Annotated in this window: 21 protein-coding genes and 2 tRNA genes; 10 read left to right on the top strand and 13 right to left on the bottom strand. The window is 40.9% G+C overall.

What is annotated here, in order from left to right:
• Positions 1-17: 17 nt before the first annotated feature.
• The 7 genes from IH597_14110 to IH597_14140 all read left to right on the top strand — a co-directional run bounded on the left by IH597_14110 (position 18) and on the right by IH597_14140 (position 6,789).
• Complete coding sequence (locus IH597_14110) at positions 18-722, top strand: mechanosensitive ion channel (GenBank protein MBE0663588.1); 705 nt, start codon at positions 18-20, stop codon at positions 720-722.
• The gene (locus IH597_14115) at positions 719-1,342 is read left to right on the top strand and encodes a CPBP family intramembrane metalloprotease (protein ID MBE0663589.1); all 624 of its coding nucleotides are present in this window, start codon (positions 719-721) and stop codon (positions 1,340-1,342) included. The genes IH597_14110 and IH597_14115 overlap by 4 nt, the downstream gene beginning before the upstream one ends.
• 282 nt (positions 1,343-1,624) lie before the next feature.
• A complete protein-coding gene (locus tag IH597_14120; protein ID MBE0663590.1) occupies positions 1,625-2,323 on the top strand; it encodes a hypothetical protein in 699 nt (232 codons plus the stop codon).
• 14 nt (positions 2,324-2,337) lie between these two features.
• Complete coding sequence (locus IH597_14125) at positions 2,338-2,913, top strand: hypothetical protein (protein ID MBE0663591.1); 576 nt, start codon at positions 2,338-2,340, stop codon at positions 2,911-2,913.
• Positions 2,910-3,737, top strand: coding sequence for a hypothetical protein (locus IH597_14130; GenBank protein ID MBE0663592.1), 828 nt, complete (start codon positions 2,910-2,912; stop codon positions 3,735-3,737). The genes IH597_14125 and IH597_14130 overlap by 4 nt, the downstream gene beginning before the upstream one ends.
• Positions 3,730-6,387, top strand: a complete 2,658-nt coding sequence (locus IH597_14135; GenBank protein MBE0663593.1) for a leucine-rich repeat domain-containing protein — start codon at positions 3,730-3,732, stop codon at positions 6,385-6,387. Before IH597_14130 ends, IH597_14135 begins: the two co-directional genes overlap by 8 nt.
• 195 nt (positions 6,388-6,582) lie before the next feature.
• The gene (locus IH597_14140) at positions 6,583-6,789 is read left to right on the top strand and encodes a hypothetical protein (protein MBE0663594.1); all 207 of its coding nucleotides are present in this window, start codon (positions 6,583-6,585) and stop codon (positions 6,787-6,789) included.
• A 96-nt stretch (positions 6,790-6,885) separates the two neighbouring features.
• On the opposite strand, the gene IH597_14145 is transcribed toward IH597_14140, so the two are convergent.
• Positions 6,886-7,716: a LexA family transcriptional regulator gene (locus IH597_14145; GenBank protein MBE0663595.1), complete on the bottom strand. Its 831-nt coding sequence runs from the start codon at positions 7,714-7,716 to the stop codon at positions 6,886-6,888.
• A 162-nt stretch (positions 7,717-7,878) separates the two neighbouring features.
• Here IH597_14145 and dinB point away from each other — a divergent pair, with 162 nt between their 5' ends.
• The gene (gene dinB / locus IH597_14150) at positions 7,879-9,042 is read left to right on the top strand and encodes a DNA polymerase IV (protein ID MBE0663596.1); all 1,164 of its coding nucleotides are present in this window, start codon (positions 7,879-7,881) and stop codon (positions 9,040-9,042) included.
• Between the two features lie 49 nt (positions 9,043-9,091).
• Here the strand turns inward: dinB and IH597_14155 are convergent, their stop codons facing one another.
• The 5 genes from IH597_14155 to IH597_14175 form a co-directional block, all read right to left on the bottom strand.
• The gene (locus IH597_14155; GenBank protein MBE0663597.1) at positions 9,092-9,448 is read right to left on the bottom strand and encodes a hypothetical protein; all 357 of its coding nucleotides are present in this window, start codon (positions 9,446-9,448) and stop codon (positions 9,092-9,094) included.
• Positions 9,449-10,008: 560 nt separating this feature from the next.
• Entirely contained in the window at positions 10,009-10,746 is a 738-nt protein-coding gene (gene pepE, locus IH597_14160; protein MBE0663598.1) for a dipeptidase PepE, read from the bottom strand.
• Between the two features lie 133 nt (positions 10,747-10,879).
• Entirely contained in the window at positions 10,880-13,612 is a 2,733-nt protein-coding gene (locus tag IH597_14165) for a hypothetical protein (GenBank protein MBE0663599.1), read from the bottom strand.
• A gap of 134 nt (positions 13,613-13,746) precedes the next feature.
• A tRNA-Leu gene (locus IH597_14170) sits at positions 13,747-13,833 on the bottom strand.
• Positions 13,834-13,908: 75 nt separating this feature from the next.
• Positions 13,909-13,992 (bottom strand) — tRNA-Leu (locus IH597_14175).
• Positions 13,993-14,128: 136 nt separating this feature from the next.
• Here IH597_14175 and IH597_14180 point away from each other — a divergent pair.
• A complete protein-coding gene (locus tag IH597_14180) occupies positions 14,129-15,682 on the top strand; it encodes a DUF4301 family protein (GenBank protein MBE0663600.1) in 1,554 nt (517 codons plus the stop codon).
• A gap of 88 nt (positions 15,683-15,770) precedes the next feature.
• Entirely contained in the window at positions 15,771-15,992 is a 222-nt protein-coding gene (locus IH597_14185; GenBank protein ID MBE0663601.1) for a DUF1858 domain-containing protein, read from the top strand.
• On the opposite strand, the gene pdxH is transcribed toward IH597_14185, so the two are convergent.
• The 7 genes from pdxH to IH597_14220 form a co-directional block, all read right to left on the bottom strand.
• Entirely contained in the window at positions 15,989-16,627 is a 639-nt protein-coding gene (gene pdxH / locus IH597_14190) for a pyridoxamine 5'-phosphate oxidase (protein MBE0663602.1), read from the bottom strand. The genes IH597_14185 and pdxH overlap by 4 nt on opposite strands.
• A gap of 299 nt (positions 16,628-16,926) precedes the next feature.
• Positions 16,927-17,274, bottom strand: coding sequence for a 50S ribosomal protein L20 (gene rplT, locus IH597_14195; GenBank protein ID MBE0663603.1), 348 nt, complete (start codon positions 17,272-17,274; stop codon positions 16,927-16,929).
• A 77-nt stretch (positions 17,275-17,351) separates the two neighbouring features.
• Positions 17,352-17,546, bottom strand: coding sequence for a 50S ribosomal protein L35 (gene rpmI, locus IH597_14200; protein MBE0663604.1), 195 nt, complete (start codon positions 17,544-17,546; stop codon positions 17,352-17,354).
• A gap of 50 nt (positions 17,547-17,596) precedes the next feature.
• Complete coding sequence (locus IH597_14205) at positions 17,597-18,154, bottom strand: translation initiation factor IF-3 (protein MBE0663605.1); 558 nt, start codon at positions 18,152-18,154, stop codon at positions 17,597-17,599.
• A gap of 32 nt (positions 18,155-18,186) precedes the next feature.
• Positions 18,187-20,133 (bottom strand): threonine--tRNA ligase, encoded by a 1,947-nt coding sequence (thrS, locus tag IH597_14210; protein ID MBE0663606.1) that lies wholly within the window; start codon positions 20,131-20,133, stop codon positions 18,187-18,189.
• A 147-nt stretch (positions 20,134-20,280) separates the two neighbouring features.
• Entirely contained in the window at positions 20,281-21,642 is a 1,362-nt protein-coding gene (locus tag IH597_14215; GenBank protein ID MBE0663607.1) for a 1-acyl-sn-glycerol-3-phosphate acyltransferase, read from the bottom strand.
• A 19-nt stretch (positions 21,643-21,661) separates the two neighbouring features.
• On the bottom strand, positions 21,662-22,630 hold the full coding sequence (locus IH597_14220) for a bile acid:sodium symporter family protein (GenBank protein ID MBE0663608.1): 969 nt from the start codon (positions 22,628-22,630) through the stop codon (positions 21,662-21,664).
• Positions 22,631-23,164: the final 534 nt, after the last annotated feature.

Below are 23,164 nucleotides of genomic sequence, written 5' to 3' on the forward strand. Positions count from 1 at the left end.
CAGACAAAATTATTGTTATGAAAAGCATTTTATACCTGGTTGCCGGCGTGGGGCTGTTTATTCTTTTTAACTTAAGCTTCATGTTATTGCAAAAACTGGCTTATAACAAAAAATCAGTCAGGCTTTTTCTGAGGGTTTTTCCAGTCATTGAGCTTGTTGCCTGGTTAGTTTTTGCCGTTTTTACGCTTAAAGGTCTGTTGAGTGAAATGGAAGGTTATCAGGAAATCATTATCGTTGTGGTTTCGATAATACTGATAACAATTGGCTGGTACTTTCTACGCGACTACATTGCCGGCACAATACTTAAAGTTGAAAATGCTTTTGCGGTGAACCAGCAGATTATTACTCCTGAAATTCATGGAACAATCAAGAAGGTGGGATACCGCAGTCTTGAAGTGGAAAGTGAGTCCGGGCAGTTTTCGAAATTACCCTACAGCCGCTTGTCAGGCCAGATTTTTAGCTTGCAGGCTCCCGCTGAATCAATTCTCAGTCACGAGCTCACTATGGAAATTCCTTCAACACAGAAGATTGAGAGCATCAAGGAGCAAATTGTAAAGGAACTGTTATTATTACCTTGGGTTTCGGTAAATCATACACCTGAAATAAAAACAATAAGTGAAACGAACGAAGTAATTACCCTGCGGATAATTTATAGCACATCAAATGAAAATCAAACCTCTGTCATCAATCAATACATAAGAAAACGATTCGAAGAAAAATGAGAAGGTTCTTACTTGTATCTGAACTTATTGTACTTTTTATCGGCGTGCCATTGCTGTTTTATTTTGATTGGATCCCCGGGCCAAAGTCCATTCCGTTGCTGCTTGCATTTGTTTATTGTTTGGCCGTTCTTCTCTTGGATAAGAATTTCGATCGCAAAAAACTCGGCGCTAATCGTTTTCGTGGTTTCAGATGTATCATGGTACGATTTTTCTTCACTGCCGCTTTGCTTACCGTTTACCTGTTGATCTTCGAACCCCAAAACCTCTTTGTTATTCCGAAGGAAAAACCCTGGCTTTGGGTGGCCATCATGGTTTTCTATCCTTTGTGGTCGGCCTTGCCGCAGGAACTTATTTTCCGTGTTTTCTATTTTCACCGATATCAGCAAATCATTCCGAACAAAAAACTGCTCTTGTTTCTGAATGCTTTTCTCTTTGCCTTCATGCATATTATTTTCAATAACTGGATTGCTTTATTCGGAGGTTTCATTGTTGGTATTTTTTGGGCACAAACCTATTTACGAAACCAATCTCTGCTCACTGTAAGCATTGAGCACGCCATTTATGGCAACTTTATTTATACCATTGGCCTAGGGCATTATTTTTATGTGCCTGATTTTTGATGATTTATCAGGATGCGAAAATTTTTCGATCCCAGTCAAAAACTAAGGCTGAACCATTGCCTCATTTGCCATAATACCAAAGCAGTTTTCAAACAAAACGCTACCAATTACTTTCAAAATATTTCACCTGAAGTTGTGATTATTTGCAATAAGGATTAATACCTTAACGTTAAGGATGCAATGACTGAGAGGGCAAAGGATTTTAGGGTTTTGACTTCATCGAACAAGCAAGACCATTAATATTTAATAATTATAACAATGAACCGGGAAAAAATCAGATTTATGAAAAGCTTATACCAAAACAAACTGGCAGCATGGCTGCCTGTAAACAGAATGCTTGTATTTGTACTTGCAGGGTTGTTGGCATTTGGCGGCACTTCCTGTTCGAGCCAGAAACGGCTTGCAAAAAAACATGCTAAGGAAGCACGATTGGCACAAATCGAACAGGCCAAAGCCGAACTGTTTGAAATTATCAACGACGATGGCTTTTTAGCGCTCGAAGTGAAAGAACGAAAACTACAGGCTGTTAAAGACATGAACCTTGATGATAAAGAAATAAACGATCTGATTATCAGGGCTGAAGAGAAACTTGCCCGCGACAGGGTTGAATACCTGAAGAAACAGGAAGAAGAAGCAAAACGTGCTGAAGAGGAACGTCTGGAGAGAATTCGTCTAGAACAGGAAAAAGCCACAAAATTTAGCCCGCTTCAGAATGCACTTGTTGGAGTTGCTGCGGCTTCCAACCTCCGTGATGCCAATAGCAGAATAAGTGATGCATTAAAATTGTTTGCCTCACCCGATGTTCCTGTACTGATTCTGATCAGTGAAGAAGGAGTTGTAAAAGATTACGACCGGCCAACTACAATCCAGAAATACCTGGAACTGTTAAAAGATCAGAAGCGATACAACAACGACATTGAAAGCGTCAAATACGATGCTGCCGGAAAAGTCACAGAACTTGAATTAAGAACAAGATATTAAAAACCCGAATAAAGATGAAAACAAGAATATTGCTGATTATCTTCATGTTGGCCTCACTACCGGTGGTACTGAAAGCCCAGGCTAATGATCTGAGCCCTGCACGCAAACAGGCGATTGATTCACTGGCGCTCGAAAAAGTCAGGGATCTGAGTAAGTATATTTCAATTGTTGGTAATAAAAACACTCCCTGGGCTGAGGCTAACCGGGTAATTGAACGCACCCTTGAATTGTTCGCCGATGGAAGCCAGATGGGTGTTTCATCATTGTACCGTCCCGAGATTGCATTCTATAGCGTTCGCGAATACCTTGAAAGGCTCATGGCCTTGAATTACGATAATGTTAAAATTGAATGGTATGATATTCATTATATCAGCGATCTTGAACGCCAACCCGATGGACGTTATGTTGGTGTGATAACCATTTACCAGATATTTGAAGGTACCGTTGGCGATAAAATGGTGTACCGCGATACAACCAAGAAAGACATCACAATTTATGTTGAACGCAAACAAACACAAATTGGTGGGCGGCTCATTGATTTCTGGGATGTACTTTTAGGCGATATCAGGGTCACTGAAACAACTCCATGATAAGGTTCGTTTTTTTTGCTTTCTTCTTGCTGCAATGCTTTGTGCTCTCAATGGCACAAAGCATTGATAGTTATTTGGGCGATGAAGCCACGCTTTATGCCCAGACCAAACAAGTAAACCAGTTTTTCAGACGCTTTAATGGCGAGGAAGGCTCAAACGGTCAACGCTATCAACTGAATGATCCCGATTATCGTGATGCTGCAGTGCGGAAAAAGTATCTCCAAATGATCTTTGACCTTGAGAGTCCTTATATTGATAAGACCCAGCGCCGCGATTTTATTGAGCAGGTTACAGCCAAATCTGATCCGCTGCTGTTAAACTTTCATACAGGCGATTGGTTTGCTGAAGTCACAACCAGGTTTATGTACTATGGCAGAGAAGAAAAAGTAACGCTGTTTCTAAAACTGGAAGAAGAAAACCACGGCTATAAATGGGTCATCACAAATTTATTCTTCAAACCTTTCCATGAATTATTTATTAATGAAGACGATGGCAAATTGCACTTTCTTCATCCGCTCAGTCATGAGCTTGATTTTATGAACCTGATCAAAGTGTTTAAGGAAACCCAAAAAGTGGCTAATTATGCAGCAAGTGGTTTTAAACCTGATTATCTCAGTGTGTTTCTTTATGAATTGAAAAGAAACAATTTAACTTTTCAAACTGTTTTAAACGTGAAATTCCATTTTTTCCAGGTTCCGGGATGGTATTTTGAGCTGTCGGATACACAGCGCAGCGGCCCGAACTCTGGATGGTTAATAAGTAGCTTGGTTGATATCAGTGAAATAAATAAAGACGATTTGTTGAAATACATATACTATGAATAGGGCATATTCTACCCTGTTATTTTCCTGCATCGTCCTGATGCTTTCTGCATATCCTGTTGAAATTTTCGGACAAGAAAAGACCTCAAAACCAACTTTGTCACAGGAAGATATGCTTGAATTCACCCGCCAGTCAGAGCAATTGGTGAGGTTTATGGAATATGCATTTAACTCAATTGGCGACCCCAACGTGAGCGCCAGGGAAAAAGATATTATAATCAATCAAAGTTACCTGAAGTTTTTTACCTCCAGCAAGGTTCAAATTGAAGACGATCTTGTTGAAGGTCGCTTTACAGTCACCAACAAGGAGGTGCAGGCCTACCTGAAAGATCTGGATTTTTTCTTTCAGAATGTTGAATTCACCTTTACGATTGAAGACATTTCCTATAATGTAAATGATAAAGGCCAGGTTTTCTTCATCGTTACCTCAACCCGAAACCTGAGTGGGAAAACAGTCGAAGGCGACTCCATTTATAACAACCAGGCCCGCTTCATCGAAATCAATCTTGATCGCGATAAACGCGATTTAAAAATAGCCAGCATATACACAACCAAGCTAAGCGAAAAAGAAGACATGCGTAACTGGTGGGCAAGCCTGGATTCCGATTGGCGGTTGTATTTTGCAAAAGGAACTATGATTAACGAAAACCTGCCACTGAAAGACATTGTCAGCTTTGAAGATGGCAAAATCCTGATCGAACGCTTCCATTCAACTGTAATTGAAGGTTATGTTATGGAAACACGTCGTGCTGATACGATGTTTTTGAATACCGGTGAAATCTATCGCGAAATAGGTCGGATATGGAAGATGGAAAGCATTGATATATCTGATTTTTCTTTTATTTCTGATCTCTCACCTCTTGCTAAATTATCCGAACTCAAAACCATCAATATCAGTGGTTCTCATGTTGATGATCTCACACCAATACGTAACCTTACCCGTCTTGAGAACCTGATAATTTCAAAAACCTTTGTTCAGCGTCTCGATCCATTGCGTCACGCGATCAACATGAAGTCATTGGATATCAGCAATACTACCATTAACGATCTGTCACCTGTAAGCGCGTTCCCATCTCTTGAACGCATCAATTTTGCCAATACGCTGGTTGAGGATCTCACAGCACTTACCGATTTGAGCTTATTGCGCGATATCCGGCTTACCAACACACCTGTGATGGATCTTAATCCCTTAGGTGGATTAATTAGCTGCATTGTACTTGATATTTCGAACACAAACATCAGCAGTATTGATGCACTCGGCGATTTACAATCCCTTGAAAGATTGCATGCCGATAATACTAAAATTACAGATCTTGAGGCGCTTACAAGCTTGTCTAACCTTCAGTACCTTTTAATTGAGGGAACCGGGATAAGCACTATTCAGGTACTTTCCGGTTTGCCATCACTTCAGCGTATTTATTGTGATCGAACTCCAATTACAAGAGAGGAAGCCAATAAATTTATGCAGGAAAATCCAAAGGTCCTGGTTATACATGAGTCAGAAGCACTTTCAACATGGTGGAATGGAGTTCCTCAATCCTGGAGAAATGTTTTCGGAAAATATGTTCCCTTATCCGAACCACCCACCCGCGAAGAACTGCACGAAGTTGCAAATCTTACTCTTATTGATATTAGCGGCAACAAGGAAATACTCAGCCTTTCACCACTTCAGAAGTTACTCGGGCTTAGGTCGTTGCTAGCGCGCGAAACGAATATCTTCACTATTGAAACCCTAAAGGAGAATATTGATTTAGTTGAACTTGATGTTTCTTCCACGCATATTCAAGACATTAAAGTGTTGGCGAACCTTCGGATTCTGGAAACAGTAAAGTTTGCTTATACCCCTGTGGATGATTTATCACCATTACAATCAAATTATCAACTAAAGCATCTTGATCTGGAATTTACCAATGTAGTTTCACTTTTACCAATCACTACCCACACTAATCTGGAAATGGTAATTTGTGATGGAATTCAGGTAAACGCGGAAGAATTGTCATTGATTTACGATGCGAACCCGCTTGTAACCGTGATCCACCAAACCGAATTTTTAACTGAGTGGTGGCAGAATTTACCTGAAGCCTGGGTAAATATTTTAAAGTCGCAGCTTACTATTGATAATCCACCAACAAAGTATGATCTGCATCGCATGATTGACCAGCATGAACTTGACATCAGCAATACCCGCGAACTTCAGGGTCTTAAGCACATTGAGTTATTCCACCGTTTACGGGTTCTTAAAATGACGGATTTACAGGTAACAGACCTTGCCTCACTCGGGTCACTCAGGAATCTTGAGGAATTGTATTGTTCAAATAATCCTATAAGCAGTCTTCAACCCTTAGGCCAAATGAATAAGCTCACGGTTTTGGATTGTTCAAATACAATGGTACGAAACCTGAATGATTTAAGAAACCTGCCAAATCTTAGAGTTCTAAATATTTCAGGAACTCAGGTTAGGAGCCTGAGGCCACTAAGCAATTTGCACTCATTACGTCAACTTGATTGCTACAATACAAAGATAATCAGCCTGATCCCACTCGAGAGCCTCAAAGGATTGGAACTTCTCAGATGCTATAATACCAATGTATGGCAATACTTTATTAACCGTTTTAAGAGAGCTGTTCCAGACTGCGAAGTTGTGTATTATTAGCATATTTCCTCAACCCGTTTCCTCAATACGGGGAATTTTTCCACGCTGCTTTTTTTCTCCTATTCTCAACACTTTGGTTCATTAACTATAAAGCCCTTATAAATAGTAGAGTAAAATAATAAATCTTGTCAAAAGGCAGGTTTGGCAAGGTTTTTATAATGATGATAGCATCGCACATTTCTAAAAAATACGGCCATGTTTGAATTATCAAAATACATTTTACTACAGTACAGTTTCGACGAATCACTATTCGGTAAGGAACTAAGAAAAATCCTTCTTTGGATGGGTGAAGAAAAAGATGAAGAAAAAATGAAGTTACGCGACTGGTGTGTTAACAATTATGGAAATACATACGGAAGAACAATTCGCCGTATTTTCAGAAGTGCAAATGCCAGCGCTTAATTAAAGATAGTAAGAATTGCTTTTTTCTGTTTTGTTCTCCTTTTGCAGCAGATAATGGGGTGATTATCTGCTGCTTTTTTTGTGCCGATTTGTAAATTATTGCTCAGGAAAAGGAAGTTTTGATGGCTGGGCGTTTATTTCTCGTTTTATCATATCCACATCTCTTTTTAGCTGTACAATGGTTTGCGTAAGTTCTTCCCGCGGAAGGTTTGGTTCAGGTACCTCTGAACTGATATAATGCACGAAGCGCCACATTTCCCGAATCTCTTTTCCATCAATCTCATAAGGTTCGTACAATGAGTTCAGTGAGTAAGCCCGTAGTTTACCTTCCGTTTTCAATAAATTCTGAACAATCTTAAAAACAAGTCCATCAGCAATTGTCAGGATGATATATGCCTGCCCGTCGCGAACCAGGTTCCAGTTTTGAATAAATTCACCTGTCACCATTGAGCCGTCGGGAATAGGCAGCATGGAATCACCAGTTATCTGAAAAGTCCGGTATTTCTTTTCCTTTGAAAGAAAAGGCAACTGAAAAGCTGGCAAGATCTTTATGTACTCAGGATCGGCAAAACCTGTAGCATAGCCTGCCGAAGCCTTTTCATTTACCAGTTCAATATTCTCTTCGTTGCCGGGATCAACCGTTGTTGTTAGAACCCTCAGGTTGCTTCCCGAATAAAATATATCATACCCCATTTCTATTTGCGACAGCTCACTTTCTCTCAACGCCGACAGGTTAACCTTCAATAAGGTGTCAACAGAGACTTTATAATACTTTGAAAATTCAATGAGGACATCAATTCCTGGCTCGGCAACCTCATTTTCGTAACCGCTCAGGGTGGAGCGTTTCATTTCCAGCGAAAAGGCTACATCTTCCTGGGTGCGGCCGCGGCGTTTGCGTAGTAATTTGATGTTATTGGCGAATTGCATGGCTTTAATGTATTTTACCAAGGTGATTAAAATTTTTAGGATCCGGTTGCTTTTAAGAAATAATGATTATATTGTCGTCAATAAATTGATTAAATACTGATCAAAGGTAATACATTGTTTAAACATTTATAAAAAAATCATAATTTTTTTTTCAAAAAAATGATGAATACAACATCCGGCAATACACTGCGTACCATTGTTCACATGGATCTTGACACATTTTTCGTGTCGGTTGAGCGACTGCAAAACAGCCGGTTGAATGGTTTGCCTGTAATTATAGGTGGAATGTCCGACCGCGGTGTGGTGGCAGGTTGCAGCTATGAAGCCCGTCATTTTGGTGTGCACTCGGCCATGCCTATGAAAATGGCACGCATTCTTTGTCCTGATGCCGTGTACATACGCGGCGACCTTGAAACCTACTCGCGTTATTCGCGCATGGTTACTGAAGTTATTGCCGAAAAAGCGCCAGTGTTTGAAAAAGCATCAATTGATGAGCACTATCTGGACATTACCGGAATAGATCGTTTTTTTGGATCCATGAAATGGACACACGAACTCCGGCAAAGCATCATGCGTAACACCGGCTTACCAATATCGGTGGGATTATCGGTTAATAAAACTGTTTCGAAGATTGCCACAGGCATGGCCAAGCCCAATGGTGAGTTACAGGTGCCCTTGCTACAGGTGAAGCCTTTCCTTGATCCGCTGTCAATCAGAAAAATACCGATGATAGGCGATAAAACTTATCATTTACTGCGTTCTATGGGCATTGCCACCATCCGCACATTAAGTTGTATGCCTCCTGAAATGGTTGAAAGAGTGCTCGGGCAAAATGGAATCGTAATCTGGAAAAAAGCAAATGGCATTGATCCAACGCCTGTTCAATCCTACTCCGAACGCAAATCAATCAGTACAGAAACTACCTTTGAAACCGATACTACCGATATTGCCATGCTTAACAGCCTGGTTACCGGGATGACTGAAAAGATTGCTTTTCAGTTGCGAAAAAAGCAAAAACTTACTTCCTGTGTTACTGTTAAAATCAGGTATTCAAATTTTGACACCCATACCATGCAGCAACGTATTCCATACACGGCGCTTGATCATATGCTTATACCGGTGGCAAAATCTTTGTTTGCCCGCGTTTATCAGCGTCGTATGCTTGTCAGGTTGATTGGGGTAAGGTTCAGTCATCTGGTATCGGGAATGCAACAGATCAATATGTTCGACGATACGCCGGAAATGGTAAACCTTTACCAGGCCTTGGATCGCATCCGCTTGAAATACGGAAAGCAGGCCATTGGAAGGGCCGTTTTTAGTTTGTAGCGTGCAGCAATGGAGTTTTACAAGCGATAGGTTTGTGGAACCGGTATTATCAATCAATCCGGCTTAAATACCTTACCGTTACCATTGATGGGTTATTGTGTTCTATCACCATGTTCGTTCCGGTAAACTCAACAATATACCAGGTTGAACTTTTACAGAACTCAGTTGCGAGAACCAGTTCATCTTCATTAACAACATAACTAAATGGCATTTCAGCTGTTGGATAAATCAATGAACCTGTTCCAGTGTTGTTTAATTGCATATAGGAATCGCATAGTTCCGTCATCGTTTCGCTTGTTTTTTCAAGACCGGAATACCTGGCATTTAGCTGTTTATCTATTTGCCAATGACCCACCACATCAACAGATGGAGTTTTACGGCATGCTGTAGAAAATGCAATCAGCATTAAGGCTAGTATTGTATATTTCACTATTTGATCCCCCGCCAACAGGCATTATAAAGGTGATTGGCTATGCGCCAATACACTAATGCAATCAGTATTTTATGAAGATTTTGCCCTCACAAACAGTCATCAGAAATTACAAATCTGATAACTGCATCCTAAAATTGCAATGGTTCGTAATAATAAAAGATTCTTCTGATTAATCTTAAACACTTTTTCAAGTGCTCAAACGAAGAATTCTCAAACTTTATACCAAATAACTTACATGCTGAATGTAAGCAACCTAGAATGGATTGAGGTTGTTTATCAGCACCAGAATGGGACAAAGTGCTTGAATTGAGGACAGGACAAGACAATGATCATTATTGGAAATACCAAAAACAAATAATCAATAGAAACAAAAGCAGTATAGGCAATTAGCTCTACTGTATGAAAAGTTATTAATGGTTTACCAATGTTATGGCTGTTTTGATCTAATGGTTAGAGTTTGGAACTACTATCAATCATGATTTCGCAGAGCACACTGGTACTATTCGATAGGCATTTGCTTTGCGAGGTAGCAGTTATCTCAAAAGTAACCGGACATCATCACCGGGTTGATATTCCTTTGGTTCATGCCCATATTTAAAAACCCGCATTGGACGTGCTCCAACCAGTTTTATAGAATCATCTTCGACCCAAAGTGCAGTAGCTTCGCGCAATCCGGCAACAATGATTTGCCTGTTGATTGCCATGAATTCATTAATGCGTTGTTCACGCGTTTCGCCACCGTGTCCCTGAGGATTAGCATCAAGATAGTGCGGGTTGATCTGGAATGGAACCAGGTTTAGGCAATCAAAGCTTTTGGGTTGAATGATAGGCATGTCATTGGTGGTTCGCAATGTAGGGCAGGCAACATTAGCTCCTGCGCTCCATCCCATAAAGGGAAGTCCGTCTTCAACGCGCTGCCTCAGGGATTCCATAATCCCTGATTGATGCATCATATAAACCAGATGGAAAGTATTGCCTCCTCCAATTGCAATGGCCCTGGCTTCTTTAACGGCATGAATTGGGTCTTTTTCTTTGTGAATTGAATAAATTTCCAATCCGAGAAGTTTGAAAACATTGTTGACCCTTTCTTCATAGATATCATAGGAAGCTGTCAGGCTTTCGGCAGAGAGGTTAACACCAGCCCATGGTATGAACAATATCCTGTTCACGTCAGTATTTGCCATAAAGTCAATGATGTGTTGCCGTGGCCATCCCAGGTATTCTTCACCGGCATTGGTTGAATTGCTAATGAGCAGAAGTTTCTTTTTCATGAATGTTGAATTTTATGAATAAACTAAACCATCGGTAATTGACTGCAGGTCTAAATGCCCGGCTAAGTTAATAAATTTTCAATGAAATTGGATCAACAATCTGGTTTTTTAGAAAACAAGCCCGGTACAATGTTTAGAACAGCCAGGGGAATCTGAATCCCAATCCTTTGCGATATGCCTTATTGAATGGTTTATACCACGGGTTACCGCCTGTGTATTGTTTTGGACTGGAAAAGGACTTAAAAAAACCTACTTCTGTTTTGTCTCTTGAACCTATTAAGAAGCCGACTTCTTGTAGTATTGCTTCTGTTTCAACAGATGACACGCCGGCTTCCCTGAGTAGCTCAAGCACTGCAAGTGCTTCATCAGATTTTTGTAGTTGAACGAAACGCCCCGCAACATACCAATTGAGGGCTGGATTAGCTTTTTTTACTGCATACCCGAGTATCGAAAACTGCTCCAGACCGAAATCTTTGAGGTTATCGTGTGTGGATATTTTTTCAGCGAGTTCTATGTATCGCAAACATGCTACGAAGTCATTCATTGCCAGTGTCCTGTTCGCTAATTGCAAGGATCGTTGAAACTCATAAGGTTGTTGATACTTGCTCAATAAAGTTTCAGCAGATGAAATTGACAATTTGCATGGCTTAAAACTGCCCACCTCTTTTAGCGCCGCGTTCAAAGTATCAGTCAATTGTATAAACATTTGTGACTTTGCCAACCTTTCGGCATGTTGCAAAACCTGGTCGAGGCGGGTTTGATGTTGAATACACTTAATGGCGAGGTAAGCATCGTAAATATCATTCAGACGAATTTGAGTAACTGTATCAGTAGTTAATCCATATTCCTCACTTCGTTGCAATGCCTTACTGTAAAGTTCAAAACCCTCATCGGTTTTTCCCTGGTTTATCAATACTACGGTTTCTCTGAGAATTCTGTTTATCACTTCCCGACCCGCAATAAGCGTAAGGCTGTCAACTTCGGGACTAGAATCTGTGACCTGTTTGCCTATAATACTCCGGATTAAGAGCAGTTTACGCATTGCTTCCTCAAAATACGCCACATCCATGTCCGATCTTGCTGCGCTAATCAGTTGCTTAACAAATCTTTGCTGGATTGTATGAAATGAATCACTATTGTCATCAGTTAAGCCTATTCCATACATATCGCTGCTGATAAATTGCACAAGATTGTGATACATGTTTTCGGTAACAGCCAATGGTAATGTATCCAGAGCCGAGGAAAATCCAATTAGCCTGCCTGCAAGCAACCCGTTCATTGTAACTGCTTTTTGCGAATGCCATGCAGCTGATGGAGTTATATTTATATCAGGTAGCATAACCCTGTTAAGGATTATCAGTGCTGAATCATAGCGTTTAGCCTCATTATATTTGACAGCTTCTACTACATAAGCATCAAATAGTTTCACCAGCATAATCATTACTTCGCCGTCGTGTATGATAAGATGCTTATTTTTGCGCTGATATTCACGGGCAAGAAAAACATATGAAGATCCAATGTCAGGTCTTTGCATCTCAATAGCCCGGTTCGCAACTGAAAGGTAAAACCCATATAACCCATGCTTGGCTTTTGACAATTCGAAATATGCATTGTCGTTGCACTCTATTTCTTCGAACGCTTCACAAAAACGTCCTGCATTTTCATGCAACACAACAGCTTTATTGAATTCTACTGCCTGAACATAATCGCTGGCCTTACGAAGCATTGCGTCATAAATTAACGAAAGCAATTGTGCGGACGCGTTCTCCTGCGAAAGTTCCGGGTAAATCTGCTGAGCCAATTGCCTGAAAATTTTTGCCTGCTGCTCAAATTCCTTTCCGGAATATTCTATAACTGTTAATTGGTTTATAAAGGGCGCTGCCGCAAAACCGGGCTCAGGATTGTCGTCAATATACCTGAGAATACCATTTATATATTGGAGAACGAGTGCATCTTCAGTTAAAGTGAGATAGATGCGATTATTTTTATTCAGCAATCCGTTGAATTCACGCATCAGATACGTATGGGTATTTGCTGCAAGTTCAAATCTTCGTTGCAATGCTACCGGATCGGCAATTCCGAGTGAAAGTTGTTCTGAGAAGTTTGCTTTACCAATATGCTTTAAAACACGGTCCACTTCAATGAGTGCCAGGAAGCATTGTGGAAGGAAGTCGTATTGCGTGCATTTAACTGATGCAAGCTGCTCTTGCACAATCTTTAAGAGGTAATCAGCTGCATAGTAATCGGCAATTTTCTGAACCCTGGATATGAGTTTTTGAACATCGGGTCTTTCATGGAAAAAGAACAAATTCTGCACTTCGAACCAGACTGTATCAACCTCCGGTGGAATCTGTACCTGGAACCTGATATGCGCAGAACTCCCTTTGCTTAACCTCAGCGACTGCTGCTTCTCATACAGCAAGGTATCATCGTTTGATGTTGTAAGCAGCACATCGGCATTGAAGAGGGCCGGTGCCAGAGCATCTGATATATCAAAACCTCTTAATGTAGCATCACCCCTTACGGTAGCATTGACAATCCTTAGCCTGGCCGTAACTTCATTATTTGCAGCGATAGTTGCATCACGGCTTATTTCGCACTGGAAAACCGAATTCAGATTGGCCGGGTTTGTTGCAAGTGCAGTTGCGTATTCTTTAAGAATTACTTGACCCAGGGGGTTTAACTTTTTATGCTCATCTGTTCCAATCTTTTGCAGATAATGACGGCCTCCCTTGTTGATTATTACGGGTTGTGAGTAAGCTGAACCGCATAGTGCCAGTTGAATACAAAGAAGGCAAAATGCACTAAAGGATTTCAAGGACATCGAAAAAACAAGGGTTAGTTTTGTACTATAATGTTTTAGCATAAAGGTTTGCAATCATAGCAGTAACGTCCAACCGGTTATTAAATTTTCAATGACACGAAATTACGTTACAGATTCTGGCAGGTATAAATTAAAAAAGTCTTGCAACCTTTGAGCTACAAGACTTATATGGCTTTTGGTGCCCGGAACAGGACTCGAACCTGCACATCCTTACGAATACTAGTCCCTGAAACTAGCGCGTCTACCAATTCCGCCATCCGGGCTTCTTAAACAAAAATAAACAGACTGAAACAAATAGTATATTGCTCACTGTTCATTTTGTATGAGTAATAGTAATGTGCCCAGGACAAGACTCGAACTTGCACGTCCTTGCGAACACCAGCCCCTCAAGCTGGCGTGTCTACCAATTTCACCACCTGGGCAGAACATCACAAAACAGACTGCTGTAGTATTTCCGTTTTGGGGTTGCAAAAATAAACTTTTTTATGCAATCTCCATACCTGCTATAAATTATTTTGATATTTTTGGGTGCTTCCAAACCTCACTAAACAACCTGCTATGTTTTCAGAAAAAGATCTTATCTCAATGCATTCCAAAGGCATCAATACATCGATTGTTGAGGCACAAATTGAAAACTACAAAACCGGTTTTCCTTTCATGCAACTTGTTGCGCCGGCAACCCCAAGCCATGGCATTTTCCAGCTTGATGAAAACCGGGTTCAGCAACTTGCCACGGGCTATCAGAATGCAATAAAAGGCCGTGAGATCATCAAATTTGTTCCTGCTTCTGGCGCTGCAAGCAGGATGTTCAAAGTTCTTTTTGAATTCAGGGATCAACTTTTAGCCAACTCCAATGCTCAAGTATTATTCATTGATAAGAGTTTTAACTCTGCCTATTATTTTTTCAACTACATTAGAAAATTTGCCTTTTACGATGATCTTGACGAAAGAATGCGTGCTGAAGGATTAAAGCTTACTGATGCGTTAAATGAAAATGGTTACATAGACATCCTCAATTATTTTTTAGATGAAGCTGGCCTTAACTATGCAAACATGCCCAAAGGCTTGCTAAAATTTCATGCTTACCATAACGAGCCCTCCCGCACCGCAATGGAAGAACATCTGGTGGAGGCAGCGCATTACACCTGCGATAGCAACGACGTTGCAACGGTTCATTTTACTGTTTCACCCGAACATCAGGAAGGCTTTGAATCATTGGTACAAGCTGTCAGGGAACGGTACGAACGCAGGTTTGGCATTCGCTATAACATTGGATTTTCTGCTCAGAAAACATCCACTGATATTATTGCAGTAGACATGAATAATAATCCTTTCCGGGAAAGCGATGGAAGTATTCTGTTCAGGCCCGGAGGGCATGGCGCGCTGATTGAAAACCTGAATGACCTGAAAGCCGATATTGTTTTTATTAAGAATATTGATAATGTAGTTCCCGATCGTCTCAAAGCCACTACTTATTTATATAAGGAAGTTATTGGAGCGTTGCTTGTTGAGTTACAGGAAGAGGTGTTCCGGATGTTGATATCGCTTGAAAATGATGACATCCGCGAAGAACGATTGATTGATATGGCGAAGTATTGTAACGAAAAGCTCAGCATCAGGTTGCCAGAAAACTTCCGGCTGCTGGATCGCAATAATAAAATAGAATTATTAAGGCGTAAATTGAACAGGCCCATACGGGTTTGCGGAATGGTGAAAAATGAAGGCGAACCCGGAGGCGGGCCTTTTTGGGTTTCGGACAAGGATGGAAACATTTCACTTCAAATTGTTGAGTCATCGCAGATTGATCTTGCTGATGAAGGTCAAAAACAAATATTCAGTAAATCCACACATTTTAACCCGGTTGACCTGGTTTGTAGCCTGAAAAACTACAAAGGCGAATCATTCAACCTTCCCGACTTTGTGGACCCGGCAACGGGGTTTATCTCAGAGAAATCAAAAGATGGCAAAAGACTTAAAGCACAGGAACTGCCTGGATTATGGAACGGCGCAATGGCCGATTGGATCACATTATTTGTGGAGGTTCCTGTGATAACTTTTAACCCGGTGAAGGTGATCAACGACTTGCTCAGAAAAGAGCATCTCGCTATTTAATTGAATAAGGCAAACGCTCTAAAGTTTTTCACAAGAATTTACAATGAAGGAATCTGTTATCCCTGAATTTGCAGGTAGTTAAATGCCTATGTTAATTCAAAGAGAAATAACCATTGAGGAATTAGTGGATCGTTTTCCAGGAACAATTCAATTTCTTTCTGATCATGGAATCCGCTGCATCCGTTGTGGGGAACCTATTTGGGGAACGCTCGAAGAAGCAGCCCTGGAAAAAGGGTTTAGTACAGAGAAAATTGATGAAATGCTTTTTCTCCTGAATGATTTTATTTCAAATGTAGATCGCCGGGATTAAGGAGCCAATCGTTCTTTTAGCCAAACTGAATCTTTCAGTCTATACTGAACACGATCGTGCAAACGATGCTCACGGCCCTGCCAGAATTCGAACAACACTGGCTTCAGGATGAAACCGCCCCAATACTCAGGCCGGGCAAGCGTTTGATTTTCATCTTCAATCATTCTTTTAAAATCTTCTTCTAACTTTTCCCGTGAGTTCAGTTTCGCGCTCTGGTGCGAAATAATAGCCCCTACCCTGCTTTCGAAAGGCCGGTTCAGGAAGTATTCATCCGAATATTCTTCTGTGGTTCTTGCAACCTTGCCTTCTATTCTTACCTGGCGCTGCAATTCATTCCAAAAAAACAGCATTCCGCCTTTGGCATTATTTGATAAGTGGATTCCTTTTCGACTGTAATAGTTTGTGAAAAATACAAAACCATCTGCTTCAATTGCTTTTAAAAGCATCATCCTTATTGAAGGCATTCCGTCCGGACTGGCTGTTGCAAAGGCCATCGCGTTTGGTTCCTGAATGCCGCTGTCAATCGCTTCGTTGAACCATAGACTGAATTGATCAAAAGGATCGGATGAAGTATTTGGTTCGGAAAGACTGAGAAGGCTGTATTCCTTGCGGAATTGTTCCATATCTTGATTCATAAAATGGTGCTGAATTTTAAACATCAACAATTTTAAGGGCTAAAGGTTGAGTCCACTCCGAAAAGTCGAAAATTGCTGATTTTTATCGTTTTTAACCCTTGATCCGCCGCGGCGGAGAAACGCTAAAAATCAGCAATTTGTGGAAGTCCCCTTTAGGGAACTTAGCGAAGCGATCTCACGAACGAAGTGAGTAATTTAGGGGCTTATTGACTTTTCAGAAGGGACTCAAGGTTGCCGCTTGCAACCAATAAAAAAGGCTACCGGTATACGATAGCCTTTAAATAGAAATTGTGGTAAAACTATTCCTTTACCTGCTCAACAATCACCTTGAATGCATCGGGATTGTTCATGGCTAAATCAGCCAGCACTTTGCGGTTGATATCAATATTCTTAGCTTTCATCCCTCCCATAAACTCTGAATAGCTCATACCGTGAGAACGCACTGCGGCGTTGATGCGGTTAATCCAAAGACTTCTGAAAGTCCTTTTCTTGTTCCGCCTGTCACGATAGGCATATTTCAAACCCTTTTCAAGAGAGTTTTTTGCAACTGTGTGAACGTTTTTACGTCGGCCAAACTGTCCTTTTGTTTGGTTTAGAACCTTTTTTCTGCGTGCCCTCGAGGCAACATGATTTACTGATCTTGGCATTTTTTCATTTTTTCACTTGAGCGCCCTCAATATTAATGAGGAACTTTACTGGCTGCAAGTAAGGTTAAACATAATTGTTATTTACAAAGCATGAGCTTTACATTTTTCTCATCTGCCGAATGAACGGTGGCTGAATAAGTAAGATTTCTCTTCCTCTTCGTCGTTTTCTTGGTCAGAATGTGACTTTTGTATGCATGCTTCCTCTTCACTTTACCGCTTCCTGTAAGGGTGAACCTCTTTTTGGCAGCGGATTTTGTCTTCATCTTCGGCATTACAAATCAATTGTTAAGTTACTATAAACGATATAATTATCAGAAGTTTATTATTTTTTTGGAGTCACAATCATTATCATGCGCTTTCCTTCAAGTTTTGGCAATTGTTCAACTTTTCCAATTTCTTCCAGTTCCTGTGCGAACCGCAACAACATCAGCTCTCCTTTATCCTTGTAAACGATTGTCCTGCCTTTGAAGAACACTTCAACCTTTACCTTGGCGCCTTCTTTTAAAAAGTTGGAGGCATGTTTGAGCTTGAAATCAAAGTCATGCTCGTCAGTATTGGGCCCCAAACGTATTTCCTTTACAACGATCTTGGCCGATTTGGCCTTCATTTCCTTTTGTTTCTTTTTGAGGTCGTAAAGAAATTTCCTGTAATCAATCACTTTGCATACAGGTGGATTGGCTGTAGGTGAAATCTCAACAAGATCAAGATCCTGGCTTCTTGCGATATCCAACGCTTCACGCAGGTTAAAAATTCCTGGTTCAACATTCTCGCCAACAACCCTCACCACTGGTGCAGTAATATACTGATTGATTTTGTGCGGGTCTTCCTGTCTTTTTCTTGGGGCAAATCCCCCTCTGGGGCGCTTAAACGGTGTTGCTATAACTTGGTCCTCCGTGTTAGTGAAACATATTTTTAAGAATTCATTGCAATATCAATTTCTTCCTGAACCATTGTAACAAAATCCTGAATTGAAAAAGTTCCCACATCGCCTTGTCCATGTTTACGTAACGACAATGACTGAGTGCTTTCTTCTTTTTCACCTACAATGATCATGTATGGAATTTTCTTTAACTCTGCGTCCCTGATCTTCTTACCGGTTTTCTCATTCCGGTCGTCAATTTGGGCGCGAATTTCGGAAATATTCAGTAATTCTAAAACTTTTTCAGCATAATTCTGATATTTTTCGCTGATTGGCAGAATGATAGCCTGTTCAGGTGCGAGCCACAACGGGAATCTACCTCCACAATGTTCAATTAAAACAGCAACAAAACGCTCCATGCTGCCAAATGGCGCCCGATGGATCATTACTGGCCGGTGTTTCTCGTTGTCACTTCCGGTGTATTCCATTTCGAACCGCTCAGGAAGATTATAGTCAACCTGAATTGTACCCAATTGCCAGCTTCTGCCCAGTGCATCTTTCACCATAAAGTCCATTTTTGGACCATAAAAAGCGGCTTCACCGTATTTTATAACAGTGTTGGCAAGTGCGCGCTCTTCGGCAACTTCAATAATGGCTCTTTCGGCTTTTTCCCAATTCTCTTCGCTGCCAATGTATTTTTCATGATTGTTAGGATCGCGCAATGAAATCTGAACAGTGAAATTTTCAAAGTCCAGCGCCTTGAAAATAATCATCACAATATCCATCACTCCTTTAAACTCATCTTTTACCTGGTCGGGACGGCAGAAGATGTGGGCATCATCCTGTGTGAACCCACGTACACGGGTAAGACCATGAAGTTCTCCACTTTGTTCGTAACGGTAAACGGTTCCAAACTCGGCATAGCGTATGGGCAAATCCTTGTATGAATGTGGCTTGCTCTTGTATATTTCGCAATGGTGGGGGCAGTTCATGGGTTTCAGAAAGAACTCTTCGCCAGGAATTGGAGTTTTGATTGGCTGAAATGAATCCTGTCCGTATTTTTCATAATGCCCCGAAGTTTTGTAAAGATCAATGTGGCCGATATGCGGTGTTATTACCTGTTCATAGCCGGCTTTGCGCTGCACTTTTTTGAGGAATTGTTCAAGTTTTTCCCGAAGGATAGCACCTTTGGGAAGCCAGAGCGGCAGCCCCTGCCCTACTTTCTGGGAGAAGGCAAACAATTCAAGTTCTTTCCCAACTTTTCTGTGATCGCGCTTTTTTGCTTCTTCAAGTAACTCAAGATATTCAGTGAGTTCTTTTTGTTTTGGGAATGTGATCCCGTAGATGCGTGTAAGTTGCTTACGGTTGATATCACCACGCCAGTAGGCTCCTGCAATATTGAGGAGTTTTACAGCTTTAATCGGGCTGGTGTCGGGCATATGAGGGCCACGGCACAAATCAGTGAAATGACCAGATTCATAAAAAGTAATCTCACCATCCTGTAATTCAGTGATCAGCTCTACTTTATACTCATCCTTTTTGGTTGTGAAATATTCAAGGGCTTCTGATTTTGAAACTTCGCGACGTTTATAAGTTTGCTTTTCTTTGGCCAACTCTAGCATTTTTTGCTCAATCTTTTCGAGATCATCGGCTGAAATGGTATAGTCCATGAAATCAATATCATAGTAGAAGCCATTTTCAATATCAGGCCCGATCCCAAACTTTACGCCAGGATAAAGCAGTTCAACTGCTTCAGCCAGGAGATGCGCTGATGAATGCCACATGGTTGCTTTACCTTCAGCATCATTCCACGTAAGGAGTTGCAGGGTAGCATTGGTATTGATGGGGCGTGTGGCATCCTGTACATCACCATTAACTTTGGCAGATAAAACATTGCGTGCCAGTCCTTCGCTGATGCTGGATGCAATTTCAAGGGCAGTGGTTCCTGAAGGATATTGCCTTACAGAATTATCGGGCAATGTTATATTAATTGTACTCATGAGATAGCTTTTCAAAAAGAGTTTGCAAAAGTAAGTAAATTTTTGCCAGGTATATCCCTGAACACTCAATTTTTACAATAGTTTTAGGTTAAATCACCACTTCAAAGGTTCACACTGCCTGACCATTGAATAATAATCACGCAAGAATTATTGCGAATGAGATTTGGATGAAAAGGAATAAGTTTCTACAATTCCGTCAAGTTGGTTCTTTAATTCATTAAATATCTGTTGTTTAAAAAGTTGCAAAGTGATAACTTTTAGTTTGACACAACAACTATAGAAAATTCTACGCCAGCGATATACAACGGCTAAACTCACAACCAAACTTACAAAGTAAATCACTGCATTTATATTGAATCCGAAAACAATACAGAAGCCAAGGGTTTGCAACAGGAAAAGTAACGGAAATGCTACAAGTCCAACCACCAGCCGTACAGAAGCGTGAAAGTCGCGGTCTTTGAACCGGGAACCCATATATTTTGACAAGCTAATGGGCAACGCCAGGTTAACAAAAGAGTAAACAAATAAAGGCAATGTCAGGAATAAGAAAAAGCTCTGAACCATGGTGAGGAATACGTTGGCATCAAGCTGTTCAATGTTTTTATGGCTGAGATTATTCTGATGTAACAGAACCTTCAGTTTCCTGGTCTTTTCAATCAAATCAAAATAGATTGGCAATTGATCTTCCCAAAGTTTATTAAGCTTAGTAATCAATGCTTTCTTCTTTTCGAAAATGTTGTATGCGTTGGAATGTCTTGTTGGTTTTCCTGTTTGATAGAAAGAGATAATGTCAGCAAGCAATAATACTTCATCATGATTTGCTTCATCCTTGAAATTAAGCATTACTGAATCAAGGCCTTCAGCAATATCATTCATAAGTGCATTATAAGCCAACGCAGGGTTTTCGCGGTATAATGCAAGATATGGTTCAACCGGTACAGGTTTTCCAAAACTCACCAACAGATTGCTACCAATGATTTTATAGTCTTCATAATCCAAACCAACGGGTACAATTTTGATTCCCAGATTATAGCCTGAAGCTTCTTCGGCCTGGAATGCGATCCGGGCAATACCTTTCTTTAATGGCCGCAAACGTTTTTTAGCCAAATGGCTACCTTCCGGAAGAATTACAAGGCCATTGCGATTATTAATAACATCCATGGTTTGCCTAAAGGTAGCGTCGTTCTGCTGGAGCGTTGAGAATCCATCGCGCATCCTGTAAACTGGAAGCATCTTTATAAAATTCAGTGCTTTGACCAGAAGCCTCCCGTTGAAGATATCACTTCGGGCAAGGAAAACTGGCTGCCAGTTCCAACTGCAAAGCACTGCCAATGCATCCATCAGGGCGTTTTGATGGTTCGGGGCAAATATCAACGGTTCTATAAGGTTTATACGTTCTTTCTCTATAAACCTGACCCGGTAATAGCACTTAAACGCGCAGTCAACATAATATTTTAAAAGGTGGTAAGCCAGCGACCACTTTTCAATCTTTTCTCTGTTAGCAGGCATAGCGGAGTCAGATCAGCGGTTAAATTGTTTCCAACTCCGGCAACGGTTTTTTCGACCAGAAATAGGCTATCAGCAAGCCTGATAAGATATGCCATATTCCCCACCACGCAGCAATAAATGCCATTCCTCCGAGTCCATCGAACAATCGCGGATTAAAGATCAGTACCAATGCGATCCCTGAATTCTGAATACCAGTTTCTATGGATAATGTTCGGCGGTCCTTTCGAGCAACTTTCCCTAATGAGGCAATTGAAAAACCAGTGAGCAACGCAAGTGCATTATGCAAGAGCACAATGAGCAAAATTAAATGAATGTACTTGAGAAAATAGCTGAAATTGGATGAAAATGCTGCCACAATAAAACCAAGAAACAGTAAAAGGGAAATTGTCCTGAAAGGTTTCATTATTTTCAGGGTTATCATCGGAAAACGATTTGCAAAGGCAATTCCGAGAACCACAGGAATCCCAAGCAGGATCACCACGGTTCGCAACATTTCAAGAGGATCAATACTGATGGGGATCACTAGGGTTGATGCTTCGGCGTACAGCCGACCCCATAGAGCAAAGTTAAAAGGGGTCATAAAAATTGCTGTAATAGTTGCAAATGCAGTTAATGTAATTGACAAGGCAACGTTTCCTTTGGCCATTGATGAAATAAAGTTTGAAATGTTGCCCCCCGGACAGGCTGCAACCAGTATCATTCCCATTGCAACGCTTGGAGTAGGCCTGATAAGAATAACCAGCAGAAAAGTGAGCGCTGGCAGTGCAATAAACTGAGAGAAAATACCCAACAGAACAGGTTTGGGTTTCGAAAAGAGAAGTTTAAAATGTTCAAGTTTGATGCCCAATGCTACACCAAACATGATAAAGGCTAAAGTAATGTTCATAAACAAGAGGCCTCCGGAACTGAAGTTTAGCCTCACCCAATCAAGGGTTTCAAGGCTTGCTTTAAGATGAAGTTCTGCGACCCGAAAACGACCTTCAACCATCTCAACACGTTGCCGTGAACTATAAACCCAGTCCTCGCCTGGCAATATTTCGACTGGTTGCCCTGAAATCTCAATTGCTTCCGAAGCCGGCATGCCAATTCGTAACATTCTGATTGCCTCATCGGGAAGGTGGATATGCTGCTCGTTCCGGAAACTGATCCTTCTGTCGCGGATTTCAGGATTGAGACGGATATCCGAAATTCTTTCTTCCACCACTACAACCTGATTATTGTTTGGGTAGAGCCACCTGCTAACGGATATAATCTCTTCAGGGTTACCGGCAACCGAAACGACTTCCTCGTTGCTCATTCCGGGCGTAAGTTTCTTTAAGCGCTGGTTCAGGTTATCGGCCTTAAGTAATTGAGGCATGAACACAAACAATGCTGCCATGATCACCAGCAATTGACCGGAGATCATCAATTTTCTGTTTTGCTTCATAAAGGGGTGATTTAATGAAGGCGTGAAAATATAAAAAATCCATCAGGTAATGTTCAAAAAAAGATTTTGATCGTATGCGAATAATTCCCGGGAAGG

This window comes from Bacteroidales bacterium (assembly GCA_014860575.1).
Lineage (GTDB): Bacteria > Bacteroidota > Bacteroidia > Bacteroidales > JAAYJT01 > JAAYJT01.